At 64.5% G+C, this 22,108-nt stretch carries 24 protein-coding genes; 14 read left to right on the top strand and 10 right to left on the bottom strand.

Translation table 11 applies throughout. The features are described 5' to 3' along the window. The first annotated feature begins 35 nt into the window (after window positions 1-35). Window positions 36-260: a hypothetical protein gene (locus tag ACP7DE_RS14010; RefSeq protein ID WP_426072671.1), complete on the top strand. Its 225-nt coding sequence runs from the start codon at window positions 36-38 to the stop codon at window positions 258-260. A gap of 80 nt (window positions 261-340) precedes the next feature. Here the strand turns inward: ACP7DE_RS14010 and ACP7DE_RS14005 are convergent, their stop codons facing one another. Continuing rightward, window positions 341-1,495, bottom strand: coding sequence for a type IV pilus assembly protein FimV (locus ACP7DE_RS14005; RefSeq protein ID WP_426072670.1), 1,155 nt, complete (start codon window positions 1,493-1,495; stop codon window positions 341-343). A 172-nt stretch (window positions 1,496-1,667) separates the two neighbouring features. Between ACP7DE_RS14005 and fumC the strand changes: the two genes are divergently transcribed. The 3 genes from fumC (at window position 1,668) to ACP7DE_RS13990 (ending at window position 3,788) form a co-directional block, all read left to right on the top strand. Beyond that, window positions 1,668-3,062, top strand: a complete 1,395-nt coding sequence (gene fumC, locus ACP7DE_RS14000; RefSeq protein ID WP_426072669.1) for a class II fumarate hydratase — start codon at window positions 1,668-1,670, stop codon at window positions 3,060-3,062. 94 nt (window positions 3,063-3,156) lie between these two features. Further along, window positions 3,157-3,378: an RNA-binding S4 domain-containing protein gene (locus ACP7DE_RS13995; protein WP_035825476.1), complete on the top strand. Its 222-nt coding sequence runs from the start codon at window positions 3,157-3,159 to the stop codon at window positions 3,376-3,378. Window positions 3,379-3,503: 125 nt separating this feature from the next. Further along, window positions 3,504-3,788: a hypothetical protein gene (locus ACP7DE_RS13990; RefSeq protein WP_426072668.1), complete on the top strand. Its 285-nt coding sequence runs from the start codon at window positions 3,504-3,506 to the stop codon at window positions 3,786-3,788. Window positions 3,789-3,792: 4 nt separating this feature from the next. On the opposite strand, the gene ACP7DE_RS13985 is transcribed toward ACP7DE_RS13990, so the two are convergent. The 8 genes from ACP7DE_RS13985 to ACP7DE_RS13950 form a co-directional block, all read right to left on the bottom strand. Continuing rightward, on the bottom strand, window positions 3,793-5,448 hold the full coding sequence (locus tag ACP7DE_RS13985; protein WP_426072667.1) for a DUF692 family multinuclear iron-containing protein: 1,656 nt from the start codon (window positions 5,446-5,448) through the stop codon (window positions 3,793-3,795). A 17-nt stretch (window positions 5,449-5,465) separates the two neighbouring features. Beyond that, window positions 5,466-5,768, bottom strand: coding sequence for a BufA1 family periplasmic bufferin-type metallophore (locus tag ACP7DE_RS13980; protein WP_131690123.1), 303 nt, complete (start codon window positions 5,766-5,768; stop codon window positions 5,466-5,468). A 256-nt stretch (window positions 5,769-6,024) separates the two neighbouring features. After that, window positions 6,025-6,225, bottom strand: a complete 201-nt coding sequence (locus ACP7DE_RS13975) for a putative motility protein (protein ID WP_131690122.1) — start codon at window positions 6,223-6,225, stop codon at window positions 6,025-6,027. Window positions 6,226-6,282: 57 nt separating this feature from the next. Next, the gene (gene mobB / locus ACP7DE_RS13970; RefSeq protein WP_426072666.1) at window positions 6,283-6,807 is read right to left on the bottom strand and encodes a molybdopterin-guanine dinucleotide biosynthesis protein B; all 525 of its coding nucleotides are present in this window, start codon (window positions 6,805-6,807) and stop codon (window positions 6,283-6,285) included. A gap of 143 nt (window positions 6,808-6,950) precedes the next feature. Then, complete coding sequence (locus ACP7DE_RS13965) at window positions 6,951-8,426, bottom strand: alkaline phosphatase family protein (protein ID WP_426072665.1); 1,476 nt, start codon at window positions 8,424-8,426, stop codon at window positions 6,951-6,953. Window positions 8,427-8,526: 100 nt separating this feature from the next. Beyond that, window positions 8,527-9,225 (bottom strand): general secretion pathway protein GspB, encoded by a 699-nt coding sequence (locus tag ACP7DE_RS13960; protein WP_426072664.1) that lies wholly within the window; start codon window positions 9,223-9,225, stop codon window positions 8,527-8,529. 1 nt (window position 9,226) lies between these two features. Further along, window positions 9,227-10,879 carry an AAA family ATPase gene (locus tag ACP7DE_RS13955; RefSeq protein WP_426072663.1) on the bottom strand — a complete coding sequence of 551 codons (1,653 nt, stop codon included), beginning with the start codon at window positions 10,877-10,879 and terminating at the stop codon, window positions 9,227-9,229. A gap of 51 nt (window positions 10,880-10,930) precedes the next feature. Beyond that, a complete protein-coding gene (locus ACP7DE_RS13950; protein WP_426072662.1) occupies window positions 10,931-11,455 on the bottom strand; it encodes a hypothetical protein in 525 nt (174 codons plus the stop codon). Between the two features lie 414 nt (window positions 11,456-11,869). Here ACP7DE_RS13950 and ACP7DE_RS13945 point away from each other — a divergent pair, with 414 nt between their 5' ends. Next, entirely contained in the window at window positions 11,870-12,148 is a 279-nt protein-coding gene (locus tag ACP7DE_RS13945) for a hypothetical protein (protein ID WP_426072661.1), read from the top strand. Window positions 12,149-12,194: 46 nt separating this feature from the next. On the opposite strand, the gene ACP7DE_RS13940 is transcribed toward ACP7DE_RS13945, so the two are convergent. Further along, the gene (locus tag ACP7DE_RS13940; protein ID WP_034759823.1) at window positions 12,195-12,482 is read right to left on the bottom strand and encodes a hypothetical protein; all 288 of its coding nucleotides are present in this window, start codon (window positions 12,480-12,482) and stop codon (window positions 12,195-12,197) included. Between the two features lie 344 nt (window positions 12,483-12,826). Here ACP7DE_RS13940 and ACP7DE_RS13935 point away from each other — a divergent pair, with 344 nt between their 5' ends. The 9 genes from ACP7DE_RS13935 to ACP7DE_RS13895 all read left to right on the top strand — a co-directional run bounded on the left by ACP7DE_RS13935 (window position 12,827) and on the right by ACP7DE_RS13895 (window position 22,108). Next, on the top strand, window positions 12,827-13,699 hold the full coding sequence (locus tag ACP7DE_RS13935) for a BadF/BadG/BcrA/BcrD ATPase family protein (RefSeq protein WP_426072660.1): 873 nt from the start codon (window positions 12,827-12,829) through the stop codon (window positions 13,697-13,699). A gap of 2 nt (window positions 13,700-13,701) precedes the next feature. After that, the gene (locus tag ACP7DE_RS13930; RefSeq protein ID WP_426072659.1) at window positions 13,702-14,436 is read left to right on the top strand and encodes a GntR family transcriptional regulator; all 735 of its coding nucleotides are present in this window, start codon (window positions 13,702-13,704) and stop codon (window positions 14,434-14,436) included. Then, complete coding sequence (gene nagA / locus ACP7DE_RS13925; protein ID WP_426072658.1) at window positions 14,433-15,545, top strand: N-acetylglucosamine-6-phosphate deacetylase; 1,113 nt, start codon at window positions 14,433-14,435, stop codon at window positions 15,543-15,545. Before ACP7DE_RS13930 ends, nagA begins: the two co-directional genes overlap by 4 nt. Further along, window positions 15,535-16,548 (top strand): SIS domain-containing protein, encoded by a 1,014-nt coding sequence (locus tag ACP7DE_RS13920; protein ID WP_102296295.1) that lies wholly within the window; start codon window positions 15,535-15,537, stop codon window positions 16,546-16,548. The genes nagA and ACP7DE_RS13920 overlap by 11 nt, the downstream gene beginning before the upstream one ends. Window positions 16,549-16,691: 143 nt before the next feature. Further along, on the top strand, window positions 16,692-17,951 hold the full coding sequence (locus ACP7DE_RS13915) for an ABC transporter substrate-binding protein (protein ID WP_426072657.1): 1,260 nt from the start codon (window positions 16,692-16,694) through the stop codon (window positions 17,949-17,951). Between the two features lie 8 nt (window positions 17,952-17,959). Further along, window positions 17,960-18,829: a carbohydrate ABC transporter permease gene (locus tag ACP7DE_RS13910; RefSeq protein ID WP_426072656.1), complete on the top strand. Its 870-nt coding sequence runs from the start codon at window positions 17,960-17,962 to the stop codon at window positions 18,827-18,829. Between the two features lie 13 nt (window positions 18,830-18,842). Beyond that, the gene (locus ACP7DE_RS13905; protein WP_426072655.1) at window positions 18,843-19,691 is read left to right on the top strand and encodes a carbohydrate ABC transporter permease; all 849 of its coding nucleotides are present in this window, start codon (window positions 18,843-18,845) and stop codon (window positions 19,689-19,691) included. Continuing rightward, a complete protein-coding gene (locus ACP7DE_RS13900; RefSeq protein ID WP_426072654.1) occupies window positions 19,688-20,716 on the top strand; it encodes a glycoside hydrolase family 3 N-terminal domain-containing protein in 1,029 nt (342 codons plus the stop codon). The genes ACP7DE_RS13905 and ACP7DE_RS13900 overlap by 4 nt, the downstream gene beginning before the upstream one ends. Window positions 20,717-20,773: 57 nt before the next feature. Further along, a complete protein-coding gene (locus tag ACP7DE_RS13895) occupies window positions 20,774-22,108 on the top strand; it encodes an MFS transporter (protein ID WP_426072653.1) in 1,335 nt (444 codons plus the stop codon).

Raw genomic sequence — 22,108 nt, 5'->3', positions numbered from 1 at the left:
GCATCTGCGGCGCTCAAGAAGCAAGGAGGGGGAATTTGGAAGGCGAACCCCAGGTATCTCCTGGCGCCGCCTCGCTGCCGGTTGCATCCGGCGTTCACGAGCACATCGTCGGCATCGCAAACCGCTTCCAGGCCCAGGCGTTTATGCAACGCTACACCTGTTTGCCGCGCCACACTATCGTTGGTGACTGCGACAGGCTGGGACTGTTTTGTCGTAGAGCAAGTCCACTGAGTAATCATATCACCATCTTTGAAAAATAGGCAATACGCTAGACAATCACCTTCTGTATTTTTTGAATATCTTTTTTTATATCAAATTTGAGCGCGGCCTTGCCGCAGCGCTAACGCGAGAACGGCTCCGATTCCGGCTCGGCCGCTTCCTCCTCCAGCGCTTCCGTCAGCACCGGCACATCCTTCTTCTTGCGGCCGAACGGCTTGCGCAGCAAGACCCAGTATTTCGACGGCGCGCCCGACCCCGCAGCTTGCTTGCGCTTGCGCACGATATACACGATAAGCGCCGTCAGCAACAGGAAGGCCAAGGTGGCAACACCCAGCCACAGCAAGCCGTTGCCGCCCGCTTTCTTTTCCTTGTCAGCCGCTGGCACCCCATGCAGGGGCTTGGGCTTGGCATGGGGCGCCTCCGCCACGGCAGACGCTGCGGCAAGGGGAACGGCAGCGGTCGCAGCGGCGGGCAGCGCCAGCGCCTTTTGCAAGACGCCGATCTTGCCCTCCAATTCACCGAGTTTTTCATTCAGGGCCGCGTTTTTTTGGTCCAGCGCCACGCACGCTTCCGCCTGCCCAGCATCCGCTTGCGGCGCGCAAGCGGCCACGGGCGCCATGGCGCGGCGCAACGGCGGCGGACGCAACACAAGAGCAGCCGGCATGGGCGCGGCGGGCGGCGGCACAAACACGCGCGCCGGACGCACCAGGCCCTCGGCGCGCGCGCGGGCCGCCAGCGCGGCGGCATCGGGCGGCGTTGCGCCGGGCGCAGCGCGCGGCTGCGGCAGTGGCTGCACCAGCGGCACAGGCACAGTCGCCGGTATAGCTGGCCTGACTGGCGCACTGGCGGCGGCGACGGCGGCGACGGAGACGGGCGGTGCCGGCGTCAGCCACAGCGTACCGAGGCGCACGATGCCGCCACTGCCATTGCCCAACAACAAATACAAATGCACATGACCTGCCTGGATCGCTTGCCGGGTGGTCACGCGCACATAGTGCCGCCCACCCCGTTCCAGCGGGGTGATCGTCAAGGTTTGCAGGGCCGGATCCATGCCGATGCCGCCGCCGCGGTACACGTCGGGCGAGGCCAGGCGCACGGCCACGCCGCTGGCTTCCTCGGGCGCCAGGGCCGTCAGTTCGATCTCGGCCAGCAAGGGCTGGCCCACGTGCGACAGCACCGCCATCTCGCCCAGTTCTGCCGCCATGACGGGCGACAAGGCCAGACTGGCGACGGCGCACGCGCTCAGGGACCAACGGGGAACAATGCTGCTTTGCATGGACTAATCGCTTTGATAACAATATAAATAAGGGGAACTCGCCTGTCTTTAACGGCAGGAAATCGCAAAAATATAGATGGGCCATGGCAAAAATGATGCAATACAGCATCATCCTGTGCCTTTTTAACGCCTGGAGTACACTCGTTACACCTCCATCGATGAAAGGGATGCCATGAGTAGCAGAATCGAACGCGACAGTTTCGGCCCGATCGACGTACCCGCCGACCGGCTGTGGGGAGCGCAAACGCAGCGCTCGCTTGAGCACTTCCATATCTCCACGGAAAAGATGCCGCCCGAACTGATCGCCGCCCTGGCCACTGTCAAGCGCGCGGCCGCCCACGTCAACCTGGACCTGGGTCTATTAGATGGCAAGAAAGCCATCGCCATCACGCAAGCGGCCGACGAAGTGTTGGCCGGCAAGCATGACGCAGAATTCCCGCTGGCCGTCTGGCAGACGGGCTCTGGCACGCAAAGCAATATGAACATGAATGAAGTGCTGGCCAACCGTGGTTCCGAGCTGATCGGCGGCTTGCGCGGCGCCGAGCGCCTGCTGCACCCGAACGACGACGTCAACCTGGGCCAGTCCTCGAACGACATCTTTCCTACCGCCATCCATGTGGCGGCCGCCCTGGCCGTCGCCAATACAGTCTTGCCGCCGCTGCGCCAGCTGCGCGCCACGCTCGACGCCAAGGCCACGGAATTTGCCGACATCGTCAAGATCGGTCGCACGCATTTGCAGGACGCCACGCCCTTGACCCTGGGGCAGGAATTTTCCGGCTATGTGGCGCAGCTGGACTTTGCCGAGCACATCATCACGGCATCGTTGCCGCCGCTGCTGCAACTGGCCGCCGGTGGCACGGCCGTGGGCACAGGCTTGAATGCCCACGTGGAATTTGCCGGCCGCATCGCCTTTGAACTGGCGCGCCTGACGGGCCAACCATTCGAGACGGCCAGCAACAAGTTTGCCGCCCTGGCCGCCCACGATGCGCTGGTGGCCGCCCATGGCGCGCTGAAAACCCTGGCCACGGCCCTGATGAAGATCGCCAACGACGTGCGCTGGATGGCGTCCGGCCCCCGTTCCGGCCTCGGTGAAATCACTATCCCCGAAAACGAGCCGGGCAGCTCCATCATGCCGGGCAAGGTCAATCCGACCCAGTGCGAAGCGCTGACCATGCTGTGCTGTCAGGTGTTCGGCAACGACGTCGCCATCACGGTGGGTGGCGCTTCGGGCAATTTCGAGCTGAACGTCTTCAAGCCCCTGATCGCGCACAACTTCCTGCAAAGCGCGCGCCTGCTGGGCGACGGCATGCGCAGCTTCGACGCGCATTGCGCGCACGGCATCGCGCCGAACCGTGGTCGCATCGCCGAACTGATGGAACGCTCGCTGATGCTGGTCACGGCGCTGGCGCCGCATATCGGCTATGACAAGGCGGCGCAAATCGCCAAGCAGGCGCAGCACGAAGGCACGACCTTGAAGGAAGCGGCGCTGACCTTGGGCTTTGTGACGGAAGAGCAATTCAGTGCATGGATCGTGCCATTGGAGATGACGCGGCCCAACAAAAGCTGACTTCCACCCTGCATCGCTGGCGGCTTCAGGTAAACTATGATTAGTTGAGGTCGTCATTAAGTGTTTAAAACACATCGTTGCAATAAGGGATACAATGCAAAAAGTAAGCTTTGATTTAACATCCGAGTTCGTCGAGCTGAACCAGCTATTGAAGCTGGTCGGCCTGTGCGACAGCGGTGGCGCAGGCAAGGTCATGGTCGATAGCGGCGTGGTGAAGGTCGATGGCAAGAAGGAATTGCGCAAGACCGCCAAGATCCGCGCCGGCCAGGTCGTCAGCGTGGGCGATATCCGTATCACGGTCGTCGCCCCGGTCTGACCCCTGCATGGGGCGCGAAAGCAGCCCCATGCGCCCAGCCAGCACTCCTGCCATCCGGCTGCCTGGATCAAGCTGCAAACACGTCGTTATTGTCAGATAAATATCGATTGCAGAAGGGAAGCGCCATGGACCATCCCGAACAAGGTACGCGCAGCCAGGAACGCCTGATCGGCGACTTGCGCCAGGTGATAGAAAACGCGGAAGAATTGCTGCGTAACACAGACAAATACACCAGCAGCCTGTACCAGAGCGCGCGCGCCAGGCTGGAACTGGCCCTGGTCGCGGCCACTGTCGAACTCGCCCGCTTCGAAGAGGAGCAAGTCACGCGCATGATGGACGCCACCCTGGCCGCGAATGCCCTGTACCGCGATCAGACGGGCGAAGCGCGCCTGCTGCGGGCCTTCGAATAAAGCGTCACGCCGCCAGCACCGCATGCGCCAGCCACTGGCGCAAGTGTGCGGCCAGGTCGAATGCCGGGTCCAGCTCGAACGCCGCATCGAGCGCGGCGCCAAACGTCTGGCCCTGCTGCAAGACCAGCAAGGCCGCATGCGCCGCCGCATCCACTAGCAGCACCTGCGCCTTCCAGCACGGCCGGCATACAAGCGCCCAGCTCGCCACCTGCATATCGTGCGGAAACATCGCCTGCCCTTCACTCTGCCCATCCCCCTCTTGATGCGCCTGCCACAAGGCCGCCACTTGCCAGTTCGATGCCAGCAAGGCGCAAGCGGGATGCAAGGCAAGACGGCGCACTTCCAGTTGATCGGGATGCAAGGCTGCCAGCGACTCGGGCGCCAGGCCCCGCGCATCGGCCGCGTAATGGGCCAGGTGCACGTCCCATTCCAGGCGCGCCATGTCCGGCAGGTAGGGTAACTCGTTCACGGGCGGGAACGCAGCGAGAAAATCGGCGAAACGGGCGCCAAACTGGTTCAAATCGGCGCTATCTGACGGATGCCGGCGGCCGTACGCACGCGCCAGGCCGCCAAAGAAATCCTCGCCCACCAGCGCCAGCACGACGGGATAGGCCTGGCCCAAGACGCGGCACCAGGTGGCGCTCAAGTTGCCGCGGTACAGTGAAAAACGCTGCGGCACCGCCTCTCCTGCAAACGATGGCAGGGCTGCTACAGTATCAAACAAGGCCGTGGCAAACGCTTGCTGTCCGGCCGCCAGCGTATCGGCGGAAGCGGCAGAAGCGGCAGGAGCAGCCGGCGGCGGCGCCAGTAGCGCTCCCTGCCATGGTACCTGCGGCGCATGGCGCGCCAGCATGGCCTGCGCCTTGTCCGCCTCGCCCAACAGGATATTCAGCGGCGGTATATCCGTATCCCATTCGACCAGGGTGGGAATGGCGCCGAAGCGCAGCAAGGCGGCCGCATACAAGTCCCAGACAGGATCAGCGACGGCGGCGCCATGGTGGTCGATCACGGCGTGCGGCGTCCGCAAATGGCCGCCCAGGTGCAACTCGCCCACGCTGCCCGGCGCGATACTGTGCAGGGCAAGCAGAGCATCTTCATCGTGGTTGCACTGGTTCACATACAGGTTATTGATATCGAGCAGCAGCCCGCAGCCGCTGCGGCGCGCCAGCTCCGCCAGGAATTGCGCCTCGCTCATGGCATCGTCGGCAAAGCGCAGGTAAGTGGAGACATTCTCCAGCAAGATCGGCCTTTTCAGCACCTCCTGCACCCGCCCCACTCTGGCGCACAGCACATCCAGGGCGGCGCCATTCAAGGCCAGCGGCAACAGATCATTGAGTTGCCGTTGCGCCACGGCGCCCCAGCACAGGTGTTCCGACACGAGGGCCGGCTCGGTGCGCTCGACCACGGCGCGCACGCGCTGCAAATGGGCCTCGGAAAAGCCGCGCGCAGAACCCAGGCCCAGGCCTACGCCATGCAAGCTGAGCGGGTAATCCTGGCGCAAGGTCTGCAACACATGACTATCCCAGCCCGACGGCTGCAGATAATTTTCGGTATGCACTTCCAGCCAGCCCACCTTGGGCCGGCGCGCCAGGAAGTCGCGGTAGTGCGCGGCGCGCAAGCCGACGCCGGCACCGGCAAGCACTGGGACTGGCGGCGGCATGAACAGGCTGCGGACGCTTACGGCTGCGTGGCCGGTTTGGCGGCCTTGCCGGCCTTGATGGGCTTGACGGAGCCGCCTGCCTGTTCGCACGTGCCCTTGGCAACATAGGTCCATTCCGTGGGCAGATTGTCCGCCTCGGCCTGGCCCGCGCAGGAATGCGCGCCATCGGACGAAGCGCAATCGTTCTGCCCGGCCTTGGCGACGCCGTAGCATTTTTCCTTGTCGCCGGGGGCGGGACCATCGTGCGCGGCCGCGTTGACAGTGGTGCCGGCACAGATGCCCGCGAGGGCGGCGGCGATGAGCGCTTGACGTTTGTTCATGGGGAATCCTCTTGCATGGGTCAAAGTAATCGGTAAGTCCTGACGGCACGCCCCGGGCTGCGCCATGGGCAACGCGAGGTGATGGACGTCATTTTACTGAATCGGCCGTGCCATGGCGAACCATGGTCAGTTAATCAACTTATCAGGGGAAGGAAAGGAAGGCAGGAAAACAGACAAAACACCCACTCTCCACCGTCGATGACGGTGGTGTGGGTATGGCGATGGCGAGCGCCAGACTGGCGCCGCGGGACTGCGCTCAGGCAGTCGTGTTGATGCGATTACCGAGGTGAGCCGGCAGACTCGGCGCCGACTGTACTGGCGGCAGGGCTGCCAGCAAGGCAGTGGCAGTCGAACTCTGAATATCCTGGGCTTTTTTAAGGACAGCCAAACCGACGGCTTGCCGCGTGCCTGTCTCCGCCATCGTAGTTGACAGTTGAGCAATGCTTCCGACGTCCATACGTTTCTCCAATGAGGTTCTACCAGTATTAACGGATGGCCGCGGCAAACCTTTAGCTTATTTTTCCAGTCTGTGCAGCAGCCAGGCCAGCACTTGCTCGCGCGCATTCAAGTCCAGCCATTGCACGCCCTCGCGCAAATCGTCCGGCGCCGGGCTGTCCGAGGCGACGGCGATCACCTGCGGGTCATGCGGATATAGGGGCGCCTGCCCCACTTCCGGGCGGAACACTTCCAGCTTGGGGATGGGGTCCGTCTTGAAGCCCTCCACCAAGGTCAGGTCTGCCGGCCCCATACGGGACAATTGCTGCGCCAGGCTCGGCTCGGGCGCGCCGCGCAGCTCATGCACGATGGCAAAGCGATACGGCGACGCCACCAACACTTCCGCCGCCCCCGCCAGACGCAGGCGGGCGCTGTCCTTTTGCGGCGGCTCCAGCGCCAGGTCATGGTGGCTGTGCTTGACCAAGTTGACGCGCAAGCCGCGCGCCGCCAATTCCTTCACCACAAATTCCAGCAGGGTCGTCTTGCCGCTACCGGAACGGCCGATCACACCCAGTACCGGGTGGGCGGGCATCGCATCGTGCATGGTCACTCCTTGATTGAGAAGGAGTGATTATACGCAGCCCCACCGGCACCAGCGCCTGGCGCCGGCGACGCGCACTGCCCACCTCATTGTCCACCTCATTGCCCATCTCATGGCCCACCTCATTGTCCACCTCATCGCCCAGATCAAGCGCCTGCGGATTTTCCGCCAGTCCGGTTGCCAAAGGGCGCCGGCTTGCCACCCTGCCGTCGGCGACGGCCCGCCGGCTTCGGCGCTGTCGTGCCCGCCGTTTTACTCGCCGTTCGACTATTTACCGCCTGCGCATTCCTGGCCGTGCGCGCCAATTGCCGATGGGCGGCGATCGCGCCCGCCTCTGCATCGGACTGGAAGGGTACGGCGGCAGCGGCGGCCAGCGCGCCATCAGGCTGGCAGGCAGACGCCAACGGGGCGAAGTCTTGCACCCGCACATCCGCTTCCCATGCGGCGCGCTGCGCCAGGACCACGGCGGGCACGGCGGGCGCCGCGCGGGGCTGCGCCAGCGTCAGCACGGTGCCCAGGCCGCTGGCGGCTGCCACGCGCGCGCCCATCTGGGGCAAGGCGCCATCGGCGGCGCGGCAAAAACGCTGCAAGATGGTCTTGATGATGGACGTGTGGTCGAGCACTTGGTGGCTGACGCTGCCCGGCGCGATCAGCGGCGACACCAGCAACATGGGCACGCGCACGCCGTACTGGCGAAACGCGGGCTCGTCATCCACAGCGGCGGGCGGCGGCACATGGTCGAAAAAGCCGCCGTGTTCGTCATAACTGAGGATCAACAAGGTGCGCGCCCAGGCCGGTCCGCGCGACAGCGCCTGGTAGACCTGCGCCACCAGTGCCTGGCCGGCGCGGATATCAGCCGGCGGATGGTCGTCGTTGTCAAAGAAATGCGGATCGATCCAGCTGACCGAGGGCAAGGTGCCCGCCAGCGCATCGCCGATGAAGCCATAGCGGCGTGCGCTGGAGCCGAAAGGCTCGTAAAACTCGGACGAGCGGTAATGGTCGTCCGTCAGCGCCAAGCTCCAGGGTTTCCAGGCGGAATAAAATTTCCAGCTGACCATGGCATGCTCGAGGTGGCGCACGAAGGACTTGTTTGCATACTGGGGCACGCGCTTGCTGTCCTTGCTGCCGGCCGCCTTGCCGCTGATCGCATACAGGCGGTTGGGCCAGGTGGCGCCAGGCACGGAGCTGTAGCAGCGGTCGCAGACGCAAAACTGCTGCGCCAGGAAATCATACATGGGCAAGTCGGCGCCGTTGTAGTAACCCATCACCAGATCGATGTCGGGGTCGCCCGGATGCGTTTGCGCATAGTCGTCGATGAAGCCGCCGTTATTGTTTTGCAATTGCTGCGCCACCGACAGGCCCGTATGCGACGGGTCTTGCTGCGGGCCGAAGACCGTGCGCCGCAAATGGTGCACGGGGTAGGCCACGCCCGCGTGCACGTTGGCATGGCTGGCCTGCAAGCCGTCGATGTCGGCGCGCCCGCCTTCCAGGCTCAGGTAGCCGAGCATGTGGTCGAACGAGCGGTTTTCCATCATCAGCACGACGATATGGTCGATGCGCGCCAGATTTTCCGGCGCATCCGTATCAAGCGCACCCTCACCAGCAGTTGCGGCAGCAATCATGGGAACTCCCCGGCCGCGCACACGGGCGCAGCGACCCTGGTTCGACCAGGCCAGGCCAGTATGGTTCAGCGATGGCGGCCCGGCCTTGATGCGCAACAACTCAATACGGCACGCGGTAGCGGTAGCCCTTGAAGCTGAAGATGGCCGCCTTCGGCTGCAACTTTTCCAGCACCAGGCCGGGCGCCAGCTCCTCGCCTTCATGGCGCAAGACCTTGTCGATCAGCAACAGGCGCTCGGCCGGATTCTTCGAATAAATATAGCCGCCGATGGCGACCGGCGGGATTTGCCGCTGTATCGGCTCGGGCAAGTCGCGCATGCCGGGCACGCTTTCCTCGGCGCCAGGCGTGGGCGCGGGCGGTGCTGCAGGCATCGGGGCCACAACGGGTGGCGGCGCAGCCTGGCCGGGCGTCTCCTGCTTCGGTTCCGCCACGGGCCTGGCATGGTGCGCGGGCGCGGCGGTGGCCGCTGGCGGCACGGACGGGGCAGCCAGCGGCACAGGCGCCGGCGCGGGTACTGCTGGCGGGGCAGCCACGGGCAACGGTGCGGGCACGGCCTGGGCCAGTACAACAGGGACGACAGGAGCGGCAGCAGGAGCGGTCGCCTGCCAAGGCTGCCACAGCAGCAGCGCAACAACCACGGCCACGCTCACGCCGCCCAGCGCCAGCCAGACGGGCGCGCGCCGTGCAGCAGAGGACGCTGCGCCATCGTGCAGTTGCACTTGCGGTGCGTGGATCGAAGGCAACTCGCCCAGTTGGCGCTCGGCCTGCGATTTTTTCAGTGCTTCAAGTATGTAGGACATCTTATTTCCCCGCCACCATCGCCGTCGCAGCGGGCGCTGCCACGGCAGGAGCTGCACTGCTCAGGCGCGGCTCCGCGTTGTCACCCAGTTGCATCAGGCGTATGTAGGTTTTTGGTCCCGCCAGGCCATCGGCGCGCAAGTTCTGGCTCTGCTGGAAAGCGCGCAGCTGGGCTTGCATCTCGGCATCGAGCGGCAAATTAGCGGCCGGGGCCGGCATGCCCCGCTGTTGCGCCAGGCGCTGCGCCAGCCAGTCCACGTCGGCGCCGCGGGCACCCAGCGGCACCTCGTCGCGCCAAGCGCGCTGGGCGCGCCAAAAGGTAGTAAAACTGCCATCGCTGCGCTGCGCCAGCTGGGCCAGCGGCAGGCTTTGAGGCTTACCGTCCAGTATCAGCGTGGCAGTCTCGCCCTGCAGCCGCGTCAGCAGCGCCTGCTGTTCCGCCCCTTGCACATCGCGCAAGGCCAGCATGGCGGGACGGTCCAGCACGCGCAGTTCGGCAATGCCACCCCGGCTGTGCAGGCAGCGCAGGCCGGCGCGCGCACCCGCCTGGCAAGCATCGCCGGGCGGCAACTGTTCGCCCCACAGGGCAGCCAGCTGGTGCAGCACGGCGTTGCGGTCCGGCACGCTGGCGAGCGCGGGCGCGGACGCGGACGCGGACGAGGCCACCGCTGCAGACGCCGCCGGTAACGCGGCCAAGGCCGGTGCCGGTGCAGTGAGCGCCGGTACAAGCACGCTGGCGTGCGGTAAGAAATGCCAGGCCAGCGCGGCCGTGACCACGGCGCCGGCCAGCACGCCGGCCGCGACGTGCGGCCAGCGCAGGCCCCGTCCGGCAATCGGCTTCCCCTCTTCCGCAAACACTTCCTCGGCGGCACGGCGCAGTATCTGGCGCGTCACCTGCGGCTGGTTTTCCACATAGGCGCCCAGCAGCGCGCGGTCGCATAGCAGGTTGATGCGGCGCGGCACGCCGTGGCTCAAGGCATGGATCTGCGCCATCAGCCGGGGCGCGAACGGCGTCTGCGCCGTGCTGCCTGCCACGGCCAGGCGGTGGCGGATATAGCTGGCGGTTTCCTCGGCCGTCAGCGAGCCCAGGTGATAGCGAGCAATCACGCGCTGCGCCAGTTGCTCCAGCTCGGGCCGGGCCAGCATGGCGCGCAATTCCGGCTGGCCGATCAGGATGATCTGCAGCAGCTTGCGCTCGCTCGTCTCCAGGTTGGTCAGCAAGCGCAGCTGTTCCAGCACGGCGGCGGACAGGTTTTGCGCTTCATCAATGATCAGCACATTGTTCTTGCCCTGTGCATGGCTGGCCAGCAGATGTGCATTGATGGCGTCGACATAGCCTTTCACGCTGGCCACGCCGGGCGCCAAGGCGATGCGGAATTCCTCGCAAATGGACAGCAGCAATTCTTCGACGGACAGTTTCGGATTGAAGATATACGCCAGTTGGCAGTTTTCCGGAATCTGCTCCATGAAGCAGCGGCACACGGTGGTCTTGCCGGCGCCGATTTCTCCCGTCAACAGCACGAAGCCGCCGCCGCTGCCCACGCCATACAGCAAGTGCGCCAGCGCTTCGCGGTGGCGTTCGCTCATGAACAGGTAGCGCGGATCGGGGGCGATCGAGAACGGCGATTGCTTGAGCTGGAAATAATGCGTGTACATGGAGACCCTGCGGATAAAACGATCAAAATGCGCGGCGGCAAGCCGGTACCCTCATCGGGTGCGGGCGGGCGGCAACGGCTTGTATTTGGCGCAATACACTTTCGCCTTGCTACGGAAGTAGACGATTTTACTGCCAGGCACGGAACCACGGACAGGAAAGGCGGAATTGTCGAGCTTATTGAAACGCAGGCCCGAGGCGCTGCGGATGGCCGGCTCCAGCTTTTCCGGGGTCGCGTCCGCCACCACGCCCATGAAGACGAGGGGACTGGTATCGTCGCTGACGATCACGTCGGTAATCGGCGCGCCCCACAGGCTAGCGTCTGCGCGGAACCAGTAGGCGCCCCCTTCATGCTTGTAGGCGGGGCCGAAGGCCGTCAGCAAATAGGCATAGAAGGCCTTGTTGTCGATCTGGTCGATGCACAGCACGGCATTGCCCACCACTTGCCCGAACGTGGACGGCGCTGCCTTTTGCTGCGCCAGCACGCCGGACACGGGTACACCAAAGGCCAACAGGGCGAACGCCGCCAGCAGGGCCGGCGCACGCCACGGGCGCGTCAATGAACGGCGCAAGCGCATGATTAGCGCTTGCGTTCTTCTTTCTTGACCTTCTTGGCTTCCTTCTTTTCCTTCATGCTCTTGGCCGGTTCCTTCTTGGCTTCCTTCTTGCTGTCCTGTGCCTTGCTCATCATTTACTCCATACCTGGGCGAAAATGCCTGGGCTATTATGACACTCCCCCATGAAAATGCCACGTCATTTCCCACCTGCAATAGTGTCCGGCCGCCTAGCGCACGCAGCGCATGCGCTTATTTGCAAAAAGACGTAGGCATTTTGATTTTATTATGCTTTAATACACTTAATTTATAAAAATATATCATTCAGTGCGGTATCACCAGCACTGGAGGCAAGCATACACACTGGGGACAGGACATGGGCCGGCACGCTGCGCGCCCATGGGTATCAACGCTCAGCCCTCGGCAGAAATTCACAACATGATGAAAAAGATGATCTTGCTGGGCGCGGCCCTGTCGCTATGGGCCGCCGGCAACACGCAGGCGGCAGACACGCCGCCTGGCCGCTACGCCGCGTACCAGGCGATACCGGCCACACTGGCCGTACGCCTGGCCATTTTCCCGCCTCCGCAGGCGGCCCTGCGCATACCCACGCCATATGAACCAAGCACGCATTCGCTGCTGCTGATCGCCGTCGGTCTGCTGAGCCTGCGCATGCACGCACGCGCGCGCAACGAAAAATTCCAGCCAATGACGTAAAAACGGCCGCACAAGGCGGCCGTTCCCCTCACGCGCGCGTGTCTGCCTAGTGCAGGCACAGGCGGCGGCGCGTCTTTTCGATCAGCGCTGCATCGTAGGGATACAGGTTCTCGATAAAGAACAATTCCGTTTCCGCTTCATCTTCCAGGCACATTTCAATCATGACCGGGCCATCGCTTTCGCGGCCCAGGAAATCCTTCGGCCAGCGGTTCTTGCGGTGCGTGCGCATCATTTCCATGCCCAGCGCGGCCAGCGGTGCCGACACGCCAGCGGCCAGCGCCTCTTGCTGCCAGTCGTCCCAGTACTCGCTCTTTGCTGCCTTGTCGTTCATCATGCTCTTCCAACTCAGGTGTAAAAGGCGGACTTTACTCTTCATGGCGTCCCTTGCCAAGCATGCATACAAGCAATACAACAGTGCGCGGCACAGACCACTCGTGAAAAATTGGCATTAAATAAGGCCAATTTCAATACCATTCAGCATACAGAAAAAAACCTTTATTAACAAATACTTGCAGTCACTCCTTCGGGCATGACGCTGCATCGCGCAAGGCAATTTATAATACCACTTAAATACCTGTTGACAAGCCATCGAGGCGACAATATAGTGCCTTCAGCTTTTTCGTCGCCCGACAAAAAATACGAGACAGGCGCAATCAACCATATGCGGGACTGCACAACATGATCGAATACATAATCGGCGTCGACGGCGGGGGAAGCGGCACCCGCGTGCGCCTGGCGCGCCTCGATGGCCAAGAACTGGCGCAGGGACAAAGCGGCCCTTCCGGCCTGGGACTGGGCATCGAACGGGCCTGGACCTCCGTGGCCCATGCCGTCACCCTGGCCTTTCGCGCCGCCGGCCTGGAACAGCCATCGCTGCAGCGCATGGCCATCGGCCTGGGCCTGGCCGGCGTGCACAACAAGCAGTGGGCCGCCAGCTTCGTCGAACACAATCCCGGCTATGCTGCCGTCGCACTCGAATCGGATGCCCTGACCACCCTGCTGGGCGCGCATGCCGGCCAGCCGGGCGTCATCGTCGCCATCGGTACCGGCAGCGTGGGCGAAGTGCTGCACGCGGACGGCAGCCGTCACGAAGTGGGCGGCTGGGGCTTCCCTTCCGGCGACGAAGCGGGCGGCGCCTGGATCGGCATGCGCGCCATCAACCACGCGCAGCAGGTGGTCGACGGGCGCGTGCCCGGCAGTGCCTTCGCCACGGCCGTCATCGACGCCTGCGGCGGCCAGCGCAACGCCATGCAAGTATGGCTGGCGGCCGCCAGCCAGACCACTTTCGCGCAACTGGCGCGGCTGGTGCTCGAACACGCGGCCACCAATGTAGTGGCGCGCACCATCCTGGTCGATGCGGGCCAGCAGATCGCCCTCATCGCCAAGGCCCTCGACCCGGCCGGCACCTTGCCCGTGGCCCTGTGCGGCGGCCTGGCGGCGCCGTTGTCGGCCTACCTGCCGGCGACACTGTTGCAACTGGTCGTGCCGGCACAGGGCGACTCGGCCGCAGGCGGCCTGCGCCTGATACGCAAGCACTTGCAGGAGCAATGACCATGCTGGCCAAACTGTCTGCCTTCAAACCCAATCCGGCCAGCGACACGCCGCTCTACATGCAACTGGCGAACATGCTGTCGGACGGCATCGCCAGCGGCGACTGGCGCGCCAACCAGGCCTTGCCTTCCGAGCGCGTGCTGTCAGATATCCTGGAAATCTCGCGCGTCACGGCGCGCAAAGCCATCGACATGCTGTGCGACCGGGGCATGCTGACGCGCAGGCGCGGCTCGGGTACCTACATCACGCCCAAGCTGGAGCAGCCGCTGTCGCGCCTGACGAGCTTTTCGGAAGAATTGCGCCAGCGGGGCTTCACGGCCGGCTCGCGCTGGCTGCAGCGCGATATCGGCGCGGCCGCGCCGCTGGAACTGCTGTCGCTGGGCCTGTCGCCGCACATGCCGGTGGCGCGCCTGCGCCGTTTGCGCACGGCCGACGACGTGGTGATGGCGATTGAGACCACCACCATCCCCGCGCTGTATATGCCGGACCCGCAGCAGGTGACCGATTCGCTGTACGGCTATCTGGAGTCGCGCGGCACCATCCCGATGCGCGCGCTGCAGCATATCCGCGCCGTCAACGCCACGGCGGAACAGGCCAAGCTGGCCAATATCAAGACGGGTGAAGCCATGCTGCACATCACCCGTGTCAGTTATCTCGACAACGGCGCAGCGGTGGAACTGACCCACTCGTATTGCCGCAGTGATTATTATGAATTCGTAGCGGAGTCGCGCAGATGAGCAGCACTATCAAAGGCAATATCCTTACCCCCGGCGGCTGGATCCACGGCGCCATCGCCTTCGGCGAGCGGGTCGACAGCATCACGGGCAATTCCCTCCACCCGTCGACCAATGGCGACGATTATATTTTGCCCGGTTTTATCGACCTGCACGTGCATGGCGGCGCCGGCAAGGACATCATGGAAGGCGGCGACGCCGTCTACACCATCGCGGCCATACATGCGCGCCACGGCACCACCAGCCTGCTGGCCACCACCATGACGGCGCCGCCGGAAGATATCGACATGGCCCTGACGGCCATCGGCATTGCCGCCAACCACCGCCGTCCGAACACGGCGCGCGTGCTGGGCGCCCACCTGGAAGGCCCGTACATCAATTCCGGCAAGCTCGGGGCGCAGCCCAACTACGCGCGCGCCGCCACGCTGGCCGAAATCGAACGCCTGCAAACCCTGGCCAAGCTGCGCGTCATCACCGTGGCGCCGGAAATCGCCGGCCACCTGGAACTGGTGCGCACGCTGGCCGATGCCGGCGTGCGCGTGCAGATCGGCCACACGCTCGGTTCCTATGAAGACGGCGTGGCCGCGCTGGAGCATGGCGCCATGGGCTTTACGCACCTGTTCAACGCCATGAGCGGCCTGCATCACCGCGAGCCGGGCATGGTCGGCGCCGCCCTGGCGCACGCCGAATACGCCGAACTGATACCCGACCTGCTGCACGTGCATCCGGGCGCCATCAAGGTGGCCCTGCGCGCCATCCCGCGCCTGTACTGCGTCACCGATTCGACCGCCGCCACCGGCATGCCGGACGGCGAATACATGCTGGGCCGCCACGCCGTGCAGAAATGCATGGGCGGCGTGCGCCTGCCCGACGGCACCCTGGCGGGCAGCACCCTGACCCTGGACCAAGCGCTGCGCAACCTGGTAGGACTGGGACTGGACCTGGCCGACGCGTCCAAGCGCGTGTCGACCAACGCCGCCGATTACCTGGGCCTGGAAGAACGTGGCCGGCTGGCCCCCGGCACTTACGCCGATCTGGTGGTACTCGATCGCGATCTCAAACTCAAAGCTGTGTATATAGAAGGAGAAATCTGTGACCTCAATGATGCTTAAAGAAGCCATTTCCGCCGCCGAATGCGTCGCCCTGCAACTGGCCAGCGATACGGAACGGTACGCGGAACTGGGCCGCAAATTGAGGAGCACCTCGTTCTCGACCGCGCTGACCATCGCGCGCGGCAGCTCGGATCACGCCTGCAACTACGTCGCTTACCTGATCATGGCGCGCCTGGGCCGTGTCGTCGCGTCCCTGCCGATGTCGCTGGTGACCCTGAACAAATCGCCGCTGGTGACGCGCGATACGCTGGCCATCTCGATTTCGCAATCGGGCCAGAGCCCGGACGTGGTCGAGCCGATCCGCTACTTCCGCGACGGCGGCGCCACCACCGTGGCCCTGGTCAACGACATCGATTCGCCGCTGGCGCACGCCGCCGAGTGGGCCATGCCCCTGCGCGCCGGCAAGGAACAAAGCGTCGCCGCCACCAAGAGCTTCATTACCAGCCTGGTCGCCGGCGCACGCATGGTAGCCCAGTGGCAGAACGATCCCGAGCTGCAGGCGGGCCTGGAAGCGCTGCCTGAGGCGCTGCTCGAAGCGACCCGCGTCGACTGGTCGCCGGCGATCGACGTGCTGGCGCCGGCGCGCAACATTATGGTCGTGGGCCGCGGCATCAGCTTCCCCGTGGCGCTGGAATCGGCCTTGAAATTCAAGGAAACCTCGGCCCTGCAGGCGGAAGCCTTCAGCGGCGCCGAAATCAAGCATGGTCCGATGGCCCTGATCGAAGACGGCTACCCGCTGCTCATTTTTGCCACGCGCGGCCCGACCCAGGCCGGCCTGCTGCAGTTGGCGACGGAAATGCGCGGCCGCGGCGCCAAGGTCTTGCTGGCGGCCCCCGCCGACGTGGCCGAGCGCGACCTGACCCTGCCCGTGGCGGCCACGCCGGACCTCGACCCGATCGTTGCCATCCAGTCTTTCTATGTGATGGCGGCCAAACTGTCGGCCGCGCGCGGCATGGATCCGGATGCGCCGCGCCATTTGAGCAAGGTCACGAAGACAAATTAAGCAGTATTCAAGCAATATTCGGCAGCTGCGCCCCCGGCACGGGGCGCAGCTGCCGGCAGAAGCACCCGAATATAAGCGACGGCAAGGGCATGTACCCGCGCCGCAGACTCATAGACATTGGAGCTTTGCGCTCCAGGATAAACATGACGAACAAGAGACTATTGGCGGTTGTTGCCTGCGCGAGCCTGCTCGCGCCACAGGCATGGGCTGCCGAGAAAATCGAATTCTGGACCTTCAGCATGAAGCCCAAGTTCACGCCGTATTTCAATGCGGTGGTGGCGCGCTATGAGGCGCAGAATCCCGACGTCAAGATCGAATGGATAGACTTTCCCTGGGACGTCATCCAGACCAAGCTGGTCACGCGCATCGTGGCCGGCACGCCGCCCGCACTGGTCAGCCTGAACGTGCCCTGGGCCGACGAATTTGCCCGCGACGGCTTGCTCACGCCCGTCGATGGCTTGATTGCGGAGGCGCGCGCCAGCTACATTCCCAGCGCCCTGGACGACTTGCGTTTCAAGGGCCGCACCTACGGTTTCCCCATGTACAGCAATGTCGCGGTGATCGCCTTCAATACCGCCATTTTCAAGCAGGCGGGCCTCACGCGCGGCCCCGCCAGCCTCGATGAACAGCTGGCGTTCGCACGCCAGATCGCGCAACGCACGGGCAAGGCAGGCATCGCCCCGGCCCTGTCGAAAATCGACGGCCTGTTCATGCAGCAGGGCCTGTCTGTGATTACCTACAACCGCGCCGTCTTCAATTCATCGCAGCACGTGGCGCTGGTGCAAAAGCTGGCCGACACCTACAAGGTGGGCGGCCTGTTGAAAGAAAGCCTGTTCGCCGAAGACAATTTCCCGGCCGTGATCGACGCCTACAAGGGCGGCCGCCTGGGCATGCTGCTGGCGCCGCCCACGGCCATGCAGCGCATCCGCAGCGATGCGAAAGACATCTACGCCATCACCGACGTGGCGCCCGCGCCGCTGGGCCCCACAGGCATCGCCGACGGCGGCTGGCTGGTGCACTTCGCCATTCCGAAAGGCGTGCCGGCGCGCCTGCTGCCGTCCGTGGGCAAGTTCGCGCGCTTCCTGACGAACGACGCCAACCAGCTGGCCTTCGCCAAACAGGCCAGCGTCTTCCCCACCACCGTCAAGGCGGCCGCCGACCCGTTTTTCCTCGCCACGCCGCAAAACGCGGGCGCGGCCGAAAAGGCGGTAGCTGCCGGCGCCCTGTCGATGGGCCACTCGCGCACCCTGTACGTGGCCGGCATCGACGACTACGACGAATTGCGCCGCTCGCTGGTCAAAGCCGTCGAGGCGGGCGTGACGGGCAAGCAGGATGTGAAACAGGCGCTGGACCAGGCCGTCGCCATCTGGAACCGCAAGCTGGCCACCCTGCCGCGCCACTGAGGACATCCATGAAACTCGCCCACCGCCACACCCTGCAAGCCTGGCTGTTTCTCGCCCCCGCCCTGCTGCTGCTGGCCGCCTTTTCCTTCTGGCCCGTCGGCTACGGCTCCGTGCTGGCGTTCACCGACTACAGCCTGATACGCGAGACGCGCTTCGTCGGCCTGGATAACTTCCGCTACATCTTCAACAACGAGATGTTCGTCTCGGGCCTGAAGAATTCACTGATGTTTTTGCTGATGGTGCCCTTCGTGCAAGTGGGCGCCATCGTGCTGGCCGTGCTGGTGAACAACCGCCTGCCCGGCATCCGTTTGTTCCGCGCCGCCTTCTACGTACCCGTGGTGACCACCGTGTCCGTGGTCGGCATCATGTGGGGCTTCATGTTCCATGAACAGGGCGCGCTCAATTACGTGATGCTGACCCTGAAACTGGTGAACGCGCCCGTGGGCTGGCTGACGAACGACAGCCTGGCCCTGTTTGCCGTCATGTTCGTCACGCTGTGGCGCGGCCTGGGCTGGTACATGGTGATGTACCTGGCGGCGCTGCAGTCGATACCGTCGGACATGCAGGAAGCGGCCATGCTCGATGGCGCCAACCGCTGGCAGCGCTTCTGGAAGATCACCGTGCCGATGCTGCGCCCGACCATCATGCTGTGTTCCATCCTGTCCGTGCTGGCAGCTCTGAAGGCGTACCAGGAAGTCGACGTGCTGACCCAGGGCGGCCCGATGAACTCGACCTTCACGGCGCTGTACTACGCCTACGATCAGGGCCTCAAACACTTGAAACTGCCGCGCGCGCTGGCCGCCAGTTTCGTCGTGTCCCTGTTTTGCATAGCCATCGCCCTGCTGTGCCTGCGCTACCTCAAACCCAAGCACCGCTGACAGGGGAATGACCATGACAACCCGCTCCCGCCCACTGAAAACGCGTTTGCAAAGCATAGGCCAATATGCCGGCCACTATGCCGTGCTGTGCGCGATCGCCGTCGTCTGCGTCTTCCCTTTCTGGTGGACCCTGGTGACGGCCATTTCCACGGAAGGCAACATCTTCGCCTTCCCACCCACCTTCTGGCCCAAGGCCCCGTCCTTTGAGAACTTCATCGAAGTGTTCAACGCCATCCCCATCTGGTCGTTCTTCAAAAACTCGGTGCTGATCGCCGTGTTTACCGTCTTCTGGAAACTGCTGCTGTGCTCTTTGGCCGCGTATCCGCTGGCGCGCCTGAAATTTCGCGGCCGCAAGCTGGTGTTCGGCCTGATCCTGGCCACCCTGGTGCTGCCGTCGGAAGTGAACTTTCTCGTCAACTTCATCACCATCACGCAAATGAGCCTGGTCGACACCTATACAGGCGTGATCCTGCCCAACGTGGTGACGGCCGTGGCCATCTTGCTGCTCAAGCAGGCGTTCGAGGAAGTGCCGCAAGACCTGATCGACGCGGCGCGCGTCGACGGCGCCAGCGAATGGGTGATCTTCAGCCGCATCATGCTGCCCCTGATTACGCCATGGCTGGCCACCGTCGGCATCCTGACGGCCGTCGAATCGTGGAATGAATACATCTGGCCCTCCATCGTCATGAGCAAACCCGATGAATTCCCGCTGTCGGTCGGCGTGCTGTATTTGCGCGGCACGTTTGGCAGCAGCACGCGCGTGATCGCCGCCGGCACCCTGATCACCATCGTGCCGACCCTGCTGGCGTTCCTGTTTACCCAGCGCTTCTTCATGCGCGGCATGGACGGCGCCGTCAAATGAGCGCCGCCATCGCCACCGACCTGCGCCGGCTTGCCGGGCAGCTGCTGATGACGGGCATCCCCGGCACCGAACTCGATGCGGCCACGGCGCAATGGCTGCAGGCCAGCGGCGTGCGCGCCGTGTGCCTGCACGCGGCCAATCTGCGCGATGCCGCGCAGCTGACTCGCCTGAGCGCGGACTTGCGGCGCGCCCTGGGTCCGCAAGCGCTGATCGCCATCGACCCGGCCGGCATGCCCCCGGCTTGCCCGGACTGGCTGCCCCAGCCGCCGGGCGCCATGGACCTGTGCGCCCTTGGCGATGCGGAGCTGGCCAACGGCACGGGCGCGGCGACAGCGCGCGGCTTGCGCGCACTGGGCATCAACTGGCTGCTGGCGCCCCTGATCAATCTCGACACCGGCGCCGCACAGGCGCCTGGCGCGGCGCAGGCGTTTGGCGGCGATCCGGCACAAGCGGCCGCCATGGCGCAAGCCTGGACGGCGGGCTGTCAGGCCGAGGGCGTGGCGTGCTGCGCCAGGCTGTACCTGCCGCAGCACGCTGCCGGTGGCCAGCTCCGCAGCGTCGACAAGACCCGCTCGCAGCTGGAAGAACACGATTTCGTGCCGTTTCGCCAGGCCGCCACGCAGACGGCATCGATGCTGAGCGCACACGTAGCCTATCCAGCCCTCGACGCAAGCCAGCCCGCCAGTCTGTCGCACGCGGTGATGCATGGCTTGCTGCGCCAGCAGTGGGGCTATGGCGGCGTGCTGCTCACGCCCGGCATCGACGCGCACGGCGGGCATGTCGGCGCACGCGCCCTGGCCGCCGGTGCCGACATGGCCCTGCTGGCCGATGCCGCGCAGTTGCCGGCCGCGCTGGACGACGTCAGCGCCGCGCTGGCCTCTGGCGCCCTGCCGCTGCAGGCGGTGGGTAGCAGGCTGCAGCGTCTGGCGACGATGGCCGCACGCTACCAGGCCGCCAGCGGCGTGTACGCGCAGGAGGCGGCCGACCGCATCATCATGGCCGAGGCCAGGCGGCGCTGCCAGTGAGCGCCGCCCTTGCCACCGAATCAAACCGCACTTTCAAGACGACCCGAGGAAGCATCCATGAACGACAAGACCAGCAGCAACCGTAGCAAGGGCGGCGTCCGCAGCCCGATTTCGTGGGTGCCCACCTTGTACTTCGCCCAGGGCCTACCGTTTTACGCGGTCGCCCTGGTAGCCGGCCTGATGTTCAAGAGCATGGGCGTGCCGAACGACCAGATCGCCCGCTGGACGGGCCTGATCGGCTTTGCCTGGGTTTTCAAGTCGCTGTGGAGCCCATTCCTGGAGCTGGCGTCGAGCAAGAAGACCATGGTGGTGCTGTTCCAATTCGCCGGTGGCCTGAGCCTGGGCCTGATCGCGCTGGCGCTGCAAACGCCGCTGTGGTTCGCCGCCTGCATCGCCGTGCTGTTCGTCGCCGCACTGGCTTCGTCCACGCACGACATCGTCTGCGACGGCCTGTATATCGCCAGCCTGTCGGACAAGCAGCAGGCGGCCTACGCTGGCTGGCAAGGCGCCTTCTTCAATGCGGGCAAATTCATCTCGCTGGGCGGCCTGGTGATCCTGGCCGGCTACCTGGAGAAAAAAATCGGCATCAAGCCCGCATGGTCGGTGATCTTTCTGATTATCGGCGCCATGATGCTGTCGCTGGCCGCGTATCACCTGTGGGCGCTGCCGCAGGTGCGCAACGCGGCCGTGGCCGACAAGAGCGTGGCTGGCATCAGCCGCACCCTGTGGGACGTGCTGGTGGACTTCCTGAAAAAGCCCGGCATCTGGGGCATGATCGCCTTCATCATCCTGTTCCGCGCCGGCGAGGCGCAAGTGCAGACCATCGGCCCGCTGTTCCTGCGCGAAGCGCGCGAGCTGGGCGGCCTGGGCCTGTCGACAACGGAAGTGGGCGCCGTGTACGGCACGGCCGGTACCGTCGCTTTCCTGCTGGGCAGCATAGGCGGCGGCTATTTCACATCCTGGCTGGGTCTGAAACGCGCCATGTTCTTCCTGATCCTGGCCATGAACTTGCCGAACCTGGTGTTCTATTACCTGAGCCACAGCATGCCCACCGATCTGACCCTGATCACGGCCGCGCTCAGCGTGGAAATGTTCGGCTATGGCTTCGGTTTCGTCGGCCTGATCCTGTTCATGATGCAGGTTGTTTCAGTCGGCAAGTACCAGACGGCCCACTATGCCTTCGCCACCGGCGTGATGCAGCTGGGTTTCGTGCTGTTCAAGATGATCAGCGGCGACATCCAGACGGCACTCGGCTACAAGACCTTTTTCCTGTGGGTGCTGGTGTCGGCCGTGCCCGTACTGATCCTGTCGCGCTTCATGCGCATCGGCCCGAAGGACGTTTCCGACCAATCTGACGCCGGCGCCACGTCCACGCCGGCCAGCGCAAGCTAG

Origin of the sequence: Janthinobacterium sp. DSP2-3-3 (assembly GCF_049897325.1) — a bacterium.
GTDB lineage: Bacteria > Pseudomonadota > Gammaproteobacteria > Burkholderiales > Burkholderiaceae_D > Janthinobacterium.
The sequence above is the reverse complement of the archived record's forward strand: the minus strand, read 5'-3'. Positions and strand labels throughout refer to the sequence as shown.